The following is a 12,316-nucleotide window of genomic DNA, read 5'->3' on the forward strand; positions in this document are numbered from 1 at the left end:
GGTTACATTCCGAACCCGGAAGCTAAGCCTCACAGCGCCGATGGTACTGCAGGGGGGACCCTGTGGGAGAGTAGGACACCGCCGAACAATCTTTGGAGGACCCCTGGTCCCAGCGTTCAGCTGGGACCAGGGGTCCTTTTGTTTTTACAATGCTTGCGGTACCGAAGACAGGAGTCACCATGTCCACCAACTCTCCCGACGACCGACCGGAGCGCGACCAGCGGCGACGGGACAGTGGTGACCGCGGCGAGCGTGGCGGGTACCGCGGAGACCGCAACGACCGTGGGGACCGCGGCGGTTACCCCCGTCGCGACGACCGTCGTGACGACAACCGGGGCGGTGCCGGGTACGGCCGCCGCGACGACAACCGCGGTGCGGGGTACGGCCGTCGGGACGATCGTCGCAGTGACGAGCGCCGAGACGACCGCCGAGACGACCGCCGTGACGACCGCGGCGGTTACCCCCGTCGTGACGACCGGCGCGATGACAACCGGGGCGGTGCCGGGTACGGCCGGCGTGACGACAACCGCGGCTCCCGCCCGGGGTTCCAGCGCGACGACCGCGGCGGCGACCGGGGTGGCTACGGGCGGCGTGACGACCGGGACCGTGGTCCTCGTCGTGACGACCGTGGGGACCGTCCTGCTTTCCGTCGTGATGACCGTCGCGACGATCGCCGTGATGACCGGCGTGACGACCGTGGTGACCGTCCCGCTTTCCGGCGTGACGACCGCGACGACCGCGGCGACCGCGGCGGTTACCCCCGTCGTGACGACCGGCGCGATGACAACCGCGGTGGCAGCGGGTACGGCCGGCGTGACGACAACCGCGGCTCCCGCCCGGGGTTCCAGCGCGACGACCGCGGCGGCGACCGGGGTGGCTACGGGCGGCGTGACGACCGGGACCGTGGTCCTCGTCGTGACGACCGTGGGGACCGTCCTGCTTTCCGTCGTGATGACCGTCGCGACGATCGCCGTGATGACCGGCGTGACGACCGTGGTGACCGTCCCGCTTTCCGGCGTGACGACCGCGACGACCGCGGCGACCGCGGCGGTTACCCCCGTCGTGACGACCGGCGCGATGACAACCGCGGTGGCAGCGGGTACGGCCGGCGTGACGACAACCGCGGCTCCCGCCCGGGGTTCCAGCGCGACGACCGCGGCGGCGACCGGGGTGGCTACGGGCGGCGCGATGACCGGGACCGTGGCCCCCGCCGCGACGACAATCGCGGTGGCGGCGGGTACGGCCGTCGGGACGACAGCCGCGGTGGCGGCTACCGCGGCCGTGACGACCGGCGTGACGACCGGCGTGATGACCGGCGTGACGACCGCCGCGGCGGCGGCCGCTTCCGTGACGACCGGGACCGGGACCGTGAGCCGATCAAGCGCCTGCCCATCCCCGAGGACGTCACCGGCGAGGAGATCGACAAGGACGTACGGCAGGAGCTGCAGAGCCTGCCCAAGACGCTCGCGGACGATGTCGCCAGGAACCTGGTGATGGTCGCCCGGCTCATCGACGACGACCCCGAGGGCGCTTACGGCTACTCCAAGGTGGCCCTGCGGCTGGCCTCCCGTGTCGCCGCCGTACGCGAGGCCGCCGGGTTCGCCGCGTACGCGAACCAGAAGTACTCCGAGGCGCTGGCCGAGTTCCGGGCCGCCCGGCGCATGACCGGCAGCGTCGACCTGTGGCCGGTGATGGCCGACTGCGAGCGTGGGCTCGGGCGGCCGGAGAAGGCGCTGGACATGGCCGGCGCCCCCGAGGTGCACAAGCTCGACAAGGCCGGCCAGGTCGAGATGCGGCTCGTCGCCGCCGGTGCCCGGCGTGACATGGGGCAGCTGGACGCGGCGATCGTGACGCTGCAGAGCCCCGAGCTGGCCTCCAACTCCGTACAGCCGTGGACCGCGCGGCTGCGGTACGCCTACGCCGACGCCCTGCTCGCCGCCGGGCGTGCCGACGAGGCGCGGGAGTGGTTCGCCAAGGCCGTGGAGGCCGACCGGGACGGCAGCACGGACGCCTCCGACCGGCTGGCCGAGCTGGACGGGGTCGAGTTCGTCGACGCTCTGGACGAGGAGGAGTCCGAGGAGGCCTCCGACGGGACGGGGACCGAGACGCAGACCGAGACCGAGACCGGCGTCGAGTCCGAGGGCGAGAAGGACTGAGCTCGGCGTCTTGAGTCACTGACACGTCACTGACACAGAGAGGGCGGACCCCGACCGGGGTCCGCCCTCTCTGTGTCAGACGTCGAGCGCCCGCAGTACCAGCCCGGATGCCGGCTTCGGGCCGAACGACGTCGACTTGCGGGGCATCGTCACACCCTGGCGGGCCAGGTCGCGGACGACCTCCTCGCGGACCGGGTGCATGAGGACGGCCGTACCGCCGTCGCGTTCGGCCTTGGCGACCGTCGCCGCCGTGTCGTGGATGTACGCGATGTGCGCGGGCGAGTCCTCGGGGATGCGCCAGACGTGGTCGAGGAGCGTGGCGTGCAGGACGGTGGCGTCCAGGGTGCGCCAGGCGGCCGGGCGGTCGTCGGGGATCGTACGGGCCAGGAGGTCCGGGTCCGGGCGGTCGATGAGATGGAACGCACCGTCGCCTGCCAGCAGGAACGCGTTGCCGGCGCAGGCCGCGTCCGCCAGCGCCTCCTGGGCCGCCGGCAGGGAGACGTCGAGCCGTCGTACCCGGAACAGGCCCTTGACGTGCTCCAGCGCCTCCGCCACCGGCAGGCCGTGCAGCAGGCGGTGGATGGCGCGGACGCGCAGCGGGTAGCGGGCGGTGTCGACGAGGAGGACCAGGCCGTAGTCCCAGGGGCTCGGAGAGGGATGCTCCGCGCGTAGACGCAAGTAGGTGGCCCAGCGATGGTGGCCGTCGGCGATCAGAGCCTGGCGGTGGGCCAGGTCCGACTGGACGAGGGCCAGCTCGGCGGGGTCGGTGATCGACCAGAGGCGGTGGTGGAAACCGTCCTCCGTGGTGGTGGCGAGGAGCGGGGGGCGCTCGGCCACCGCTTCGACGACCTCGGCGGCCGCGCCGTTGCCCCGGTAGGTGAGCAGGAGGGGTTCGAGGTTCGCCGAGGTGGCGCGCATCAGGGCCGCGCGGTCGGCGACGACCGGGGGCATGACCTCCTCGTGCGGGAGCACCACGCCCTCGGACGGCTCCGAGACCCGCAGGGCGCCGATCACCCCGCGCTGGAGCAGGCCGTTTCCGTCGTGCTGTTCGTAGACGTACAGGCCCGGTTCGGGATCCGTGGCGAGGATGCCCTCGTCCTGCCAGCGGCGGAGGGTGTCGGCCGCCTGTTCGGTACCGGCGCTGGGGGTACCGGCCTGGGGGAGGATGAGGCGGACGATGTTGTGCGGGTCGGCGGACTGGAGATGGTGTACGCCGTCGGGGCGCACGACGACGTCGTACGGCGGGGAGGTGACGGCGGCCAAACTGCCGACCCGGTCCGGGTCGTAGCGAAGGCCTCGGAACGGGGTGAGTTCCAGGCCTCGGCGCTCCGTTGCTTCCGAGTGACCTGCAGTGTTCATCCCGGCATCGTACGTGTGTCAGTGGCGTGCGGGATGATCGACGGTGAAAGGCGGGCGGACGAAAAGTGACGAGGAGTGACGAGGAGCGATGGGGATGAGCCAGGGCGTCAGGACTGGTCCCGAGGGCAGCGGACAGGCCCTGAGCACGGCGTATGACACGGCGCTGCTCGATCTGGACGGTGTGGTGTACGCGGGCGGCAGTGCGATCGCGCACGCTGTGGAGTCGCTGGAGGTCGCCCGCGCGGGCGGCATGCGTCTGGCGTACGTCACCAACAACGCGCTGCGGACGCCGGACGCGGTGGCCGAGCACCTCACCGAGCTGGGCATCCCGACGGGGGCCGGTGATGTCATCACCTCGGCGCAGGCGGTCGCGCGGCTGATCAGTGAGCAGGTGCCGGCCGGGGCGCGGGTGCTGGTGATCGGCGGGGAGGGGCTGCGGGCCGCGCTGCGGGAGCGGGGTCTTGAGCCGGTGGAGTCCGCCGACGACGATCCGGCGGCCGTGGTGCAGGGGTACGGCGGCCCCGACCTGCCCTGGGGGCGGTTCGCCGAGGCGTCGTACGCCGTCGCGCGCGGGGTGCCGTGGTTCGCGTCCAACACCGATCTGACGATCCCGAGCGGGCGCGGGATCGCGCCGGGCAACGGCGCGGCGGTGGCGGTGGTCCGGATCGCTACGGGTGCCGAGCCGCAGGTGGCGGGCAAGCCGCTGCCGCCGATGCACCGGGAGACGATCCTGCGCACGGGTGCGGAGCGGCCGTTGGTGGTCGGGGACCGGCTGGACACCGACATCGAGGGCGCGTTCAACGGCGGGGTCGACTCGCTGCTCGTACTGACCGGGGTCACCGACGGGCGCCAGTTGCTCGCCGCGCCGCCGCAGCACCGGCCGACCTATGTCGACGCCGACCTGCGCGGGCTGCTCACCGGGCAGCCGGAGGTCACGGCGGACGGCGACGGCTTCCGGTGCGGTGGCTGGACGGCGACGGCGGGTGCCGACCGGCTGGAGCTGGAGGGCGACGGCGAGGCGCTGGACGGGCTGCGGGCGCTGTGCGCGGCGGCCTGGACGGCGGCCGGGGAGGGCGCCTGTGAGCTGGACGGAGGCAAGTCACTGGCGCGGCTGGGGCTCTGAGACCCCCGCACTCGACGGGGACTTGTCGGCGTCGGCGCCGGGGCCCACGGGACACGGCATCGAGGCATGTGGCGAGGGTAGGCTAACCTAACCTCGTGTTGGTCGACAGTCCCCCCGAACAGCGCGCGGCCACCGCAGCCGCGCCCCCGACCCGTCGGGCGATCCGGGCCCTCGGGCTCCTCGTCTCCGTCGTGATCCTGCTGCTCGTCGCCTTGGCGAGCATCGCGATCGGGGCGAAGGAACTGCCGCTGGACCAGGTCTGGCACGGCCTGTTCCACGACACGGGGACGTACGGTGACGTCGTCGTCGACGCGCGGCTGTCGCGGACCGTCCTCGGCCTGCTGGCCGGAGCCGCCCTCGGCCTGTCCGGGGCGGTGCTCCAGGCGCTCACCCGCAACCCGCTCGCCGACCCCGGCCTGCTCGGCATCAACGCGGGCGCGTCGGCCGCGGTGGTCACCGCCATCACCTACTTCGGCGTCAGCACCCTCAGCGGCTATGTGTGGTTCGCCTTCTTCGGGGCGGCCGCGGTGGGCGCGCTGGTGTGGTTCCTGGGCGGCAGCCGCGGCGCCACACCGGTCCGGCTGGCGCTCGCCGGTACGGCGATCAGCGCCGCGCTCTACGGCTACCTCCAGGCCGTGATGATCACGGACGACGCGGCACTCAACAAGCTGCGCTTCTGGACGGTGGGTTCGCTCGCCTCGGCGAGCAACCCGACGATCCTGCAGGTGCTGCCGTTCCTCGCGGCCGGCACTCTGCTCGCCCTCGGCCTCGCCCGGCCGCTGAACGCGGTGGCGATGGGCGACGACACCGCGCGCGCCCTCGGCGCCAACCTGGGCCGTACCCGGGCCCTCGCCATGCTCGCCGCCACCGTGCTGTGCGGCGCGGCCACCGCCGCCTGCGGCCCGATCGCCTTCGTCGGCCTGATGGTCCCGCACGTCGTGCGCTCGTTCACCGGCCCCGACCTGCGCTGGATCCTGCCGTACGCGACGGTCCTGTCGCCCGTGCTGCTGCTCGGCGCCGATGTCGTCGGCCGGGTCGTGGCCCGTCCCGCGGAGCTCCAGGTCGGCGTCGTCACCGCGATCATCGGCGGGCCGGTCTTCATTCTTCTCGTACGACGGCGGAGGACGGCCCAACTGTGAGGACCGCTGCGAAGACCACCCTTACACTACGCACCCCCGGCGGACTCTCCCTGCGGACCGGCGTGCGCGCACTGGTCGTTGTCGTCGCGCTGCTGCTGGCCGCGTGCGCCGCGAGTGTCGTACTGATCGGCACCGGAGACTTCCCGATCTCCTTCGGTGACGTTCTGAAGACGCTGGCCGGGCACGGCACCGCCGGGCAGGACTTCATCGTCAACGAGCTTCGGCTGCCGCGGGTTCTGGTCGGTCTGCTGGTCGGCGCCTCGCTCGGGCTCGGCGGCGCGCTGTTCCAGTCGATCTCCCGCAACCCGCTGGGCAGCCCGGACGTGCTCGGCCTCTCGCAGGGCGCCACCTCCGGCGCGCTCGTCGTCATCGTGCTGCTGTCCGGGACCGCCGCCCAGGTCACCGTCGGCGCGCTGCTCGGCGGTCTGGTGACCGGCCTCGCCATCTACCTCCTGGCCTGGAAGCAGGGCGTGCACGGCTACCGGCTGGTCCTGGTCGGCATCGGCGTCTCCGCGGTCGTCACCGCGGTCAACGGCTATCTGCTCACCAAGGCCGACCTGGTCGACGCGACCCGCGCGGTCGTCTGGATGACCGGCTCCCTCGACGGCCGGGACTGGAGCCAGGTCTGGCCGCTGCTCGCGCTGTGCGCGGTCCTCGTGCCGCTGGTCCTCGCCAATGCACGGGGCCTGCGGATGATGGAGATGGGCGACGACGTGTCGAACGCCCTCGGGGTACGGGTCGAACGGGTGCGGCTGCTGCTGATGGTGGCCGCCGTCCTGCTGACCGCGGCCGCCACCGCCGCGGCCGGTCCCGTCAGTTTCGTGGCCCTCACCGCCCCCCAGCTCGCCCGCCGCCTCACCCGCTCGCCCGGCCCCAACCTGGTGCCCTCCCTCTGCATGGGCGCCACCCTCCTGGTCACCGCCGACTGGGCCTCCCAGCGCGCCTTCGGCGCCGACCAGCTGCCCGTGGGCGTGGTCACCGGCGTCCTCGGCGGGGTCTACCTGCTCTGGCTCCTCGTCACCGAGCGCCGGGCGGGCCGGATATGAGCGCGACCCCCCAGCCGCACCGCGCGTCAGACAGCGAGCCAGACAGCAAGAGGAGCACCGTGAACCGCCTGTCCGCAGAGAACGTCACCCTCGCCTACGACCAGCGTGTCATCGCCGAGCAGCTGTCGGTGGAGATCCCCGACAACTCCTTCACGGTGATCGTCGGACCCAACGCCTGCGGCAAGTCGACGCTGCTGCGCGCGCTGTCCCGGATGCTCAGGCCCAGCCAGGGCCGGGTGCTGCTCGACGGCCAGGTCATCCAGTCGATGCCCGCGAAGAAGGTCGCCCGCACGCTCGGCCTGCTCCCGCAGTCGTCCCTCGCGCCCGACGGCATCACCGTCGGCGACCTGGTCGGCCGCGGCCGCTACCCGCACCAGGGCATCCTGCGCCAGTGGTCCGCCGAGGACGAACGGGTCGTCCAGGAGTCGATGGAGCAGACGGGCGTCGCCGAACTCGCCGACCGTTACGTCGACGAACTCTCCGGCGGTCAGCGGCAGCGCGTCTGGATCGCCATGGCGCTCGCCCAGCAGACCCCGCTGCTGCTCCTCGACGAGCCGACCACCTACCTGGACATCCAGCACCAGATCGACGTCCTCGACCTGTGCGCCGAACTCCACGAGGAGCAGGGGCGGACGCTGGTCGCCGTGCTGCACGACCTCAACCACGCGGCTCGGTACGCCACCCACCTCATCGCGCTGAAGAGCGGCCGGGTCGTCGCCGAGGGCGCCCCGAACGACGTCGTCACCGCCGAACTGGTCGAGGAGGTCTTCGGACTGCGCTGCCAGGTCATCGACGACCCGGAGACGGGGACCCCGCTGGTGGTGCCGGCGGCGCGCAAGGCCAGGGTCACAACAGCTTCCTGAGCCGGAACAGGTCCAGCAGGTTCGCCTCCAGCTTCACCCGGCCCGAACCCCAGGCGCCGGCGAAGTTGAGCTCGCCGTCGACCAGGGCCAGCAGGTCGTCGCCGGCCATGGCGAGTCTGATCTGCGCTTTCTCCCGCGGCGGGCCGGGGAACGTCTCCTCGACCTCGATCCGTCCGCCGGTGAGCCGGCCCGCGAAGGTGACGTCCAGGTCGGTGATGTGGCAGCTGACCGTGCGGTCCATCGCGGCGGCCGCGCGGACGTCGCCCTCGGCGCCGCCCATGCTGTGCGAGAGCTTGTCGAGTGCGGCGCGGCACTCCTCGATCGTGGCCATCGCGATCGACGGTACCCCAGGCCTTCGATGTAGCGTCGGGGCATGACCGACTCTGCGCCCGAAGGCCTGGTGGCGGCCCCGGTGACGGAGGCCGAGGAAACGGCCGTCGTCGAACCCGATTACGACCCCGCCGCGCCCGCCCCGCTGAACGTCCCCCGCACCCCCACCGGCGACGCCGAGGTCGACGCACAGCTCGACCGGCTGGCCGACGCCGACCACCTCGCTACGGACGGGCATCTGGAGGTGTACGAGGATGTACACCGGGGGCTGCGCGACGCGCTGACCGCGCTCGACACCCGCCCGGGACCTCCGGGCCCCCCGGCGCCCGCGCCGCCGCACGGCCACCGGGCGCCCGCACCGTCGTACCACCAGAGCAGGAGCTGAACCCACCGTGGCAGGAGTCGCACGTCGCCGTCTGGACGCGGAGCTGGTCCGCCGGAAGCTGGCGCGCTCGCGCGAGCACGCCAGCCAGCTGATCGCCGCCGGGCGGGTCACCGTCGGCAAGACCCTCGCGACCAAGCCGGCCACCCAGGTGGAGACCGCCGCCGCCATCGTCGTCCAGTCCGACGACAGCGATCCCGAGTACGTGTCGCGGGGCGGCCACAAGCTCGCCGGCGCGCTGGCGGTGTTCGTCCCGCAGGGCCTCGTGGTCGAGGGACGGCGGGCGCTGGACGCCGGGGCGTCGACCGGGGGCTTCACCGATGTGCTGCTGCGCGCGGGGGCCGCGCACGTCGTCGCCGTCGACGTCGGATACGGCCAACTCGCGTGGTCTCTGCAGAGCGATGAACGCGTCACCGTCAAGGACCGTACGAACGTACGCGAGTTGACGCTTGAAGCGATCGATGGGGAGCCTGTGGATCTTGTCGTGGGTGATCTGTCCTTCATCCCGCTCGGGCTGGTGCTGCCGGCCCTGGCGCGGTGCGTGAAGCCGGACGCCGACCTGGTGATGATGGTCAAGCCGCAGTTCGAGGTGGGCAAGGAGAGGCTGGGCAGCGGGGGAGTCGTGCGGAGTCCGCAGCTGCGGGCGGAGGCCGTGCGGGGGGTTGCCGAGAAGGCGTGGGAGCTGGGGCTCGGGGTGAACGGTGTCACCGCCAGTCCGCTGCCCGGGCCGTCCGGCAACGTCGAGTACTTTCTGTGGCTGCGGGCCGGCGCACCCCAGTTGGATCCGGCCGATGTTGACCGTGCAGTGGCGGAGGGGCCGCGTTGACACAGAACCGAGCTCGTACTGTTTTTCTGCTGGCCCACACCGGGCGGCCCGCGGCGATCCGCAGCGCGGAGCTTGTGGTGAAGGGGTTGCTGGCGGCCGGAGTCGGTGTACGGGTCCTGGATTTCGAGGCCCGCGACCTGCCGCTGCCCGACGAGGTCGAACTCGTCGAGGAGGCCTCGCCGCACAGCCTCGACGGCTGCGAGCTGCTGATCGTGCTCGGCGGTGACGGGACGCTGCTGCGCGGCGCCGAGTTCGCGCGGGCGTCCGGGGTGCCGATGCTCGGCGTCAACCTCGGGAGCGTCGGGTTCCTCGCGGAGGCCGAGCGGGACGACCTCGACAAGGTCGTGGACCGGGTGGTGAGCCGGGCGTACGAGGTCGAGGAGCGGATGACCGTCGACGTCGTCGTGCACCGCAACGGGGACATCGTGCACACCGACTGGGCGCTGAACGAGGCGGCCGTGCAGAAGGCGGGCGCCGAGAAGCTCCTCGAAGTGGTGCTGGAGATCGACGGGCGGCCGGTGACGGGGTTCGGCTGTGACGGGATCGTCCTGTCGACGCCGACCGGGTCCACCGCCTATGCGTTCTCCGCCGGTGGGCCGGTGGTGTGGCCGGAGGTGGAGGCGCTGCTGATGGTGCCGATCTCCGCGCACGCGCTGTTCGCGAAGCCGTTGGTGACGTCGCCGGACTCGGTGCTGGCGGTGGAGGTGCTGCCGCACATCCAGCCGGGGGTGCTGTGGTGCGACGGGCGCCGGACCGTCGAGCTTCCGCCGGGGGCCCGGGTCGAGGTGCGGCGGGGGGCCGTGCCGGTGCGGCTGGCGCGGCTGCATCATGCGTCGTTCACGGACCGCCTGGTGGCGAAGTTCGCCTTGCCGGTGTCCGGGTGGCGGGGGGCGCCGCAGTAGCGGTTCGTGGGGGCCGGTCTCGGTGCGTCGGCGGCTGCGGGTGCGTGGGGGCTGGTCGCGCAGTTCCCCGCGCCCCTGGGCAGGTCCGGTCGCCGGGGTGTGGAGGTGGCCGGTCGCGCCCGCGCGGCGGCAGCCGCGACTTGGTACGGCCCCGCGCCCCTTCGGGGGCGCCTCCGCTCCCCGGTGGCCAGCCCTCGCGGTTTCTCCACTCGCCCGGGTGACAGGGGGCCTCGCACTTCGCCATCTCGACCTCGTAAGGTCTTCCCCGTGCTGGAAGAAATGCGGATACGGTCACTCGGGGTCATCGACGATGCCGTCGTCGAGTTGTCGCCGGGGTTCACCGCCGTCACCGGTGAGACCGGTGCGGGCAAGACCATGGTGGTCACCAGCCTGGGGCTGCTGCTCGGTGGGCGGGCCGATCCCGCGCTCGTGCGGATCGGGTCCGAGAAGGCGGTCGTCGAGGGCCGGGTCACCGTGCCCGCCGGAGCCTCGGCGGCCGTACGGGCCGAGGAGGCCGGTGCCGAGCTGGACGACGGGGCGCTGCTGATCAGCCGTACCGTTTCCGCCGAGGGGCGCTCGCGGGCGCACCTGGGCGGGCGGAGCGTGCCCGTGGGGCTGCTCGCGGACCTCGCCGACGACCTGGTGGCCGTGCACGGGCAGACCGACCAGCAGGGGCTGCTGAAGCTGTCCCGGCAGCGGCAGGCCCTCGACCGGTACGCGGGCGACGGGGTCGCCGTGCCGCTGGCCAAGTACGGCGAGGCCTACCGGCGGCTGCGGGCCGTGGCGGTCGAGCTGGAGGAGATCGTCACGCGCGCGCGTGAGCGGGCCCAGGAGGCCGACATGCTGCGCTACGGGCTGGACGAGATCGCGGGTGTGGAGCCGCGGGCCGGCGAGGACGCCGAGCTCGCCGAGGAGGCCGAGCGGCTCGGACACGCCGAGGCGCTGTCGTCCGCCGCGACCGCCGCGCACTCCGCGCTCGCGGGCAACCCCGAGGATCCCGAGGGCATCGACGCGGCCACCCTCGTCGCGGGCGCCCACCGGGCCCTGGAGGCCGTACGGTCGCACGACCCGGCGCTCGCCGCGCTCGCCGACCGGATCGGCGAGGTCGGGATCCTGCTGGGCGACGTGGCGGGCGAGTTGGCCGGGTACGCCGACGACCTGGACGCCGATCCGCTGCGGCTCGCGGCCGTGGAGGAGCGGCGCGCCGCGCTCACGGCGCTCACCCGCAAGTACGGTGAGAACATCGATGCGGTGCTGGCGTGGGCCGAGCAGGGCGCCGCGCGGCTCACCGAACTCGACGGCGACGACGAGCGGATCGACGAGCTGACCGCCGAGCGGGATGCCCTGCGGGTCGAACTGGGCGGTCTCGCGCAGGCCTTGACCGATGCGCGCACCGAGGCCGCCGAACGGTTCGCGGCCGCCGTCACCGCCGAGCTGGGCTCCCTGGCGATGCCGCACGCGCGCGTGTCCTTCGCCATCCGGCAGACCGAGGACCCGGAGGGCGTGGAGGTCGGCGGCCGGGCGGTGGCCTACGGCCCGGCGGGCGCCGACGAGGTCGAGCTGCTCCTCGCCCCGCACCCCGGCGCCCCGCCCCGCCCCATCGCCAAGGGTGCGTCCGGCGGTGAGCTGTCCCGCGTGATGCTCGCCGTGGAGGTCGTCTTCGCGGGCACCGACCCGGTCCCGACCTACCTCTTCGACGAGGTCGACGCGGGCGTGGGCGGCAAGGCGGCGGTGGAGATCGGCCGGCGCCTGGCCAAGCTCGCCAGGTCCGCGCAGGTGGTCGTCGTCACGCACCTTCCCCAGGTCGCCGCCTTCGCCGACCGCCAGTTGCTGGTCGAGAAGACCAACGACGGCTCGGTCACCCGGTCGGGCGTGAAGGTCCTCGAGGGCGAGGAGCGGGTACGGGAGCTGTCCCGCATGCTGGCGGGCCAGGAGGACTCGGAGACGGCACGGGCGCACGCCGAGGAACTGCTGGCGACGGCACGGGCGGACCGCTGACGCACCGCTGACCGAGGGGGCGGGCGGCGGTGCGTCACCCGTCCCCCCGGCCGTTCCCCGGCCGCCCCGCCTTTCCCTCAGCCGGCCGGAAGCTGCCGGCCGCTTCCTCCGCGGCGGCGCTTTCGTCACCCTCCCGGGTGACACAGTCCGGCGCATTGCCCCGGCCCGCCTCGGTATGTGCCTTCCCCGAGT

At 73.1% G+C, this 12,316-nt stretch carries 11 protein-coding genes and 1 rRNA gene; 10 read left to right on the plus strand and 2 right to left on the minus strand.

The window, feature by feature from the left end; translation table 11 throughout:
- Window positions 1-87: ribosomal RNA gene (rrf, locus tag ACFY6U_RS38675) — 5S ribosomal RNA — on the plus strand; the annotation flags it as partial.
- Window positions 88-1,385: 1,298 nt separating this feature from the next.
- Entirely contained in the window at window positions 1,386-2,156 is a 771-nt protein-coding gene (locus ACFY6U_RS38680) for a tetratricopeptide repeat protein (protein ID WP_390046350.1), read from the plus strand.
- Between the two features lie 75 nt (window positions 2,157-2,231).
- On the opposite strand, the gene ACFY6U_RS38685 is transcribed toward ACFY6U_RS38680, so the two are convergent.
- On the minus strand, window positions 2,232-3,515 hold the full coding sequence (locus ACFY6U_RS38685) for a DUF1015 family protein (protein WP_390045950.1): 1,284 nt from the start codon (window positions 3,513-3,515) through the stop codon (window positions 2,232-2,234).
- A gap of 94 nt (window positions 3,516-3,609) precedes the next feature.
- On the opposite strand from ACFY6U_RS38685, the gene ACFY6U_RS38690 reads away from it, so the two are divergent.
- From ACFY6U_RS38690 to ACFY6U_RS38705, 4 genes are all read left to right on the plus strand, one after another.
- The gene (locus tag ACFY6U_RS38690; RefSeq protein WP_390045952.1) at window positions 3,610-4,638 is read left to right on the plus strand and encodes an HAD-IIA family hydrolase; all 1,029 of its coding nucleotides are present in this window, start codon (window positions 3,610-3,612) and stop codon (window positions 4,636-4,638) included.
- Between the two features lie 95 nt (window positions 4,639-4,733).
- Complete coding sequence (locus ACFY6U_RS38695) at window positions 4,734-5,777, plus strand: FecCD family ABC transporter permease (protein WP_390045954.1); 1,044 nt, start codon at window positions 4,734-4,736, stop codon at window positions 5,775-5,777.
- Complete coding sequence (locus ACFY6U_RS38700) at window positions 5,774-6,823, plus strand: FecCD family ABC transporter permease (RefSeq protein ID WP_390045956.1); 1,050 nt, start codon at window positions 5,774-5,776, stop codon at window positions 6,821-6,823. The genes ACFY6U_RS38695 and ACFY6U_RS38700 overlap by 4 nt, the downstream gene beginning before the upstream one ends.
- Window positions 6,820-7,686, plus strand: coding sequence for an ABC transporter ATP-binding protein (locus tag ACFY6U_RS38705; RefSeq protein WP_390045958.1), 867 nt, complete (start codon window positions 6,820-6,822; stop codon window positions 7,684-7,686). Before ACFY6U_RS38700 ends, ACFY6U_RS38705 begins: the two co-directional genes overlap by 4 nt.
- Here the strand turns inward: ACFY6U_RS38705 and ACFY6U_RS38710 are convergent.
- Window positions 7,670-8,017 (minus strand): SCP2 sterol-binding domain-containing protein, encoded by a 348-nt coding sequence (locus ACFY6U_RS38710; RefSeq protein ID WP_390045960.1) that lies wholly within the window; start codon window positions 8,015-8,017, stop codon window positions 7,670-7,672. The genes ACFY6U_RS38705 and ACFY6U_RS38710 overlap by 17 nt on opposite strands.
- 42 nt (window positions 8,018-8,059) lie before the next feature.
- Between ACFY6U_RS38710 and ACFY6U_RS38715 the strand changes: the two genes are divergently transcribed.
- The 4 genes from ACFY6U_RS38715 (at window position 8,060) to recN (ending at window position 12,124) form a co-directional block, all read left to right on the plus strand.
- Window positions 8,060-8,401, plus strand: coding sequence for a hypothetical protein (locus ACFY6U_RS38715; RefSeq protein ID WP_390045962.1), 342 nt, complete (start codon window positions 8,060-8,062; stop codon window positions 8,399-8,401).
- 7 nt (window positions 8,402-8,408) lie between these two features.
- Window positions 8,409-9,224 (plus strand): TlyA family RNA methyltransferase, encoded by an 816-nt coding sequence (locus ACFY6U_RS38720; protein ID WP_390045964.1) that lies wholly within the window; start codon window positions 8,409-8,411, stop codon window positions 9,222-9,224.
- Window positions 9,221-10,126 (plus strand): NAD kinase, encoded by a 906-nt coding sequence (locus ACFY6U_RS38725; RefSeq protein ID WP_293991976.1) that lies wholly within the window; start codon window positions 9,221-9,223, stop codon window positions 10,124-10,126. The genes ACFY6U_RS38720 and ACFY6U_RS38725 overlap by 4 nt, the downstream gene beginning before the upstream one ends.
- 279 nt (window positions 10,127-10,405) lie before the next feature.
- The gene (recN, locus tag ACFY6U_RS38730; RefSeq protein ID WP_390046352.1) at window positions 10,406-12,124 is read left to right on the plus strand and encodes a DNA repair protein RecN; all 1,719 of its coding nucleotides are present in this window, start codon (window positions 10,406-10,408) and stop codon (window positions 12,122-12,124) included.
- The last annotated feature ends 192 nt before the right edge of the window (window positions 12,125-12,316 follow it).

Source organism: Streptomyces sp. NPDC013157 (genome assembly GCF_042899865.1).
Classification (GTDB): domain Bacteria; phylum Actinomycetota; class Actinomycetes; order Streptomycetales; family Streptomycetaceae; genus Streptomyces.

Excerpts from the sequence above, each read along its gene's own strand:
- ACFY6U_RS38685 (WP_390045950.1), bottom strand. The coding sequence starts at position 3,515 with ATGAACACTGCAGGTCACTCGGAAGCAACGGAGCGCCGAGGCCTGGAA.
- ACFY6U_RS38690 (WP_390045952.1), top strand. The coding sequence starts at position 3,610 with ATGAGCCAGGGCGTCAGGACTGGTCCCGAGGGCAGCGGACAGGCCCTG.
- ACFY6U_RS38705 (WP_390045958.1), top strand. The coding sequence starts at position 6,820 with ATGAGCGCGACCCCCCAGCCGCACCGCGCGTCAGACAGCGAGCCAGAC.
- ACFY6U_RS38710 (WP_390045960.1), bottom strand. The coding sequence starts at position 8,017 with ATGGCCACGATCGAGGAGTGCCGCGCCGCACTCGACAAGCTCTCGCAC.
- ACFY6U_RS38715 (WP_390045962.1), top strand. The coding sequence starts at position 8,060 with ATGACCGACTCTGCGCCCGAAGGCCTGGTGGCGGCCCCGGTGACGGAG.
- recN (WP_390046352.1), top strand. The coding sequence starts at position 10,406 with ATGCGGATACGGTCACTCGGGGTCATCGACGATGCCGTCGTCGAGTTG.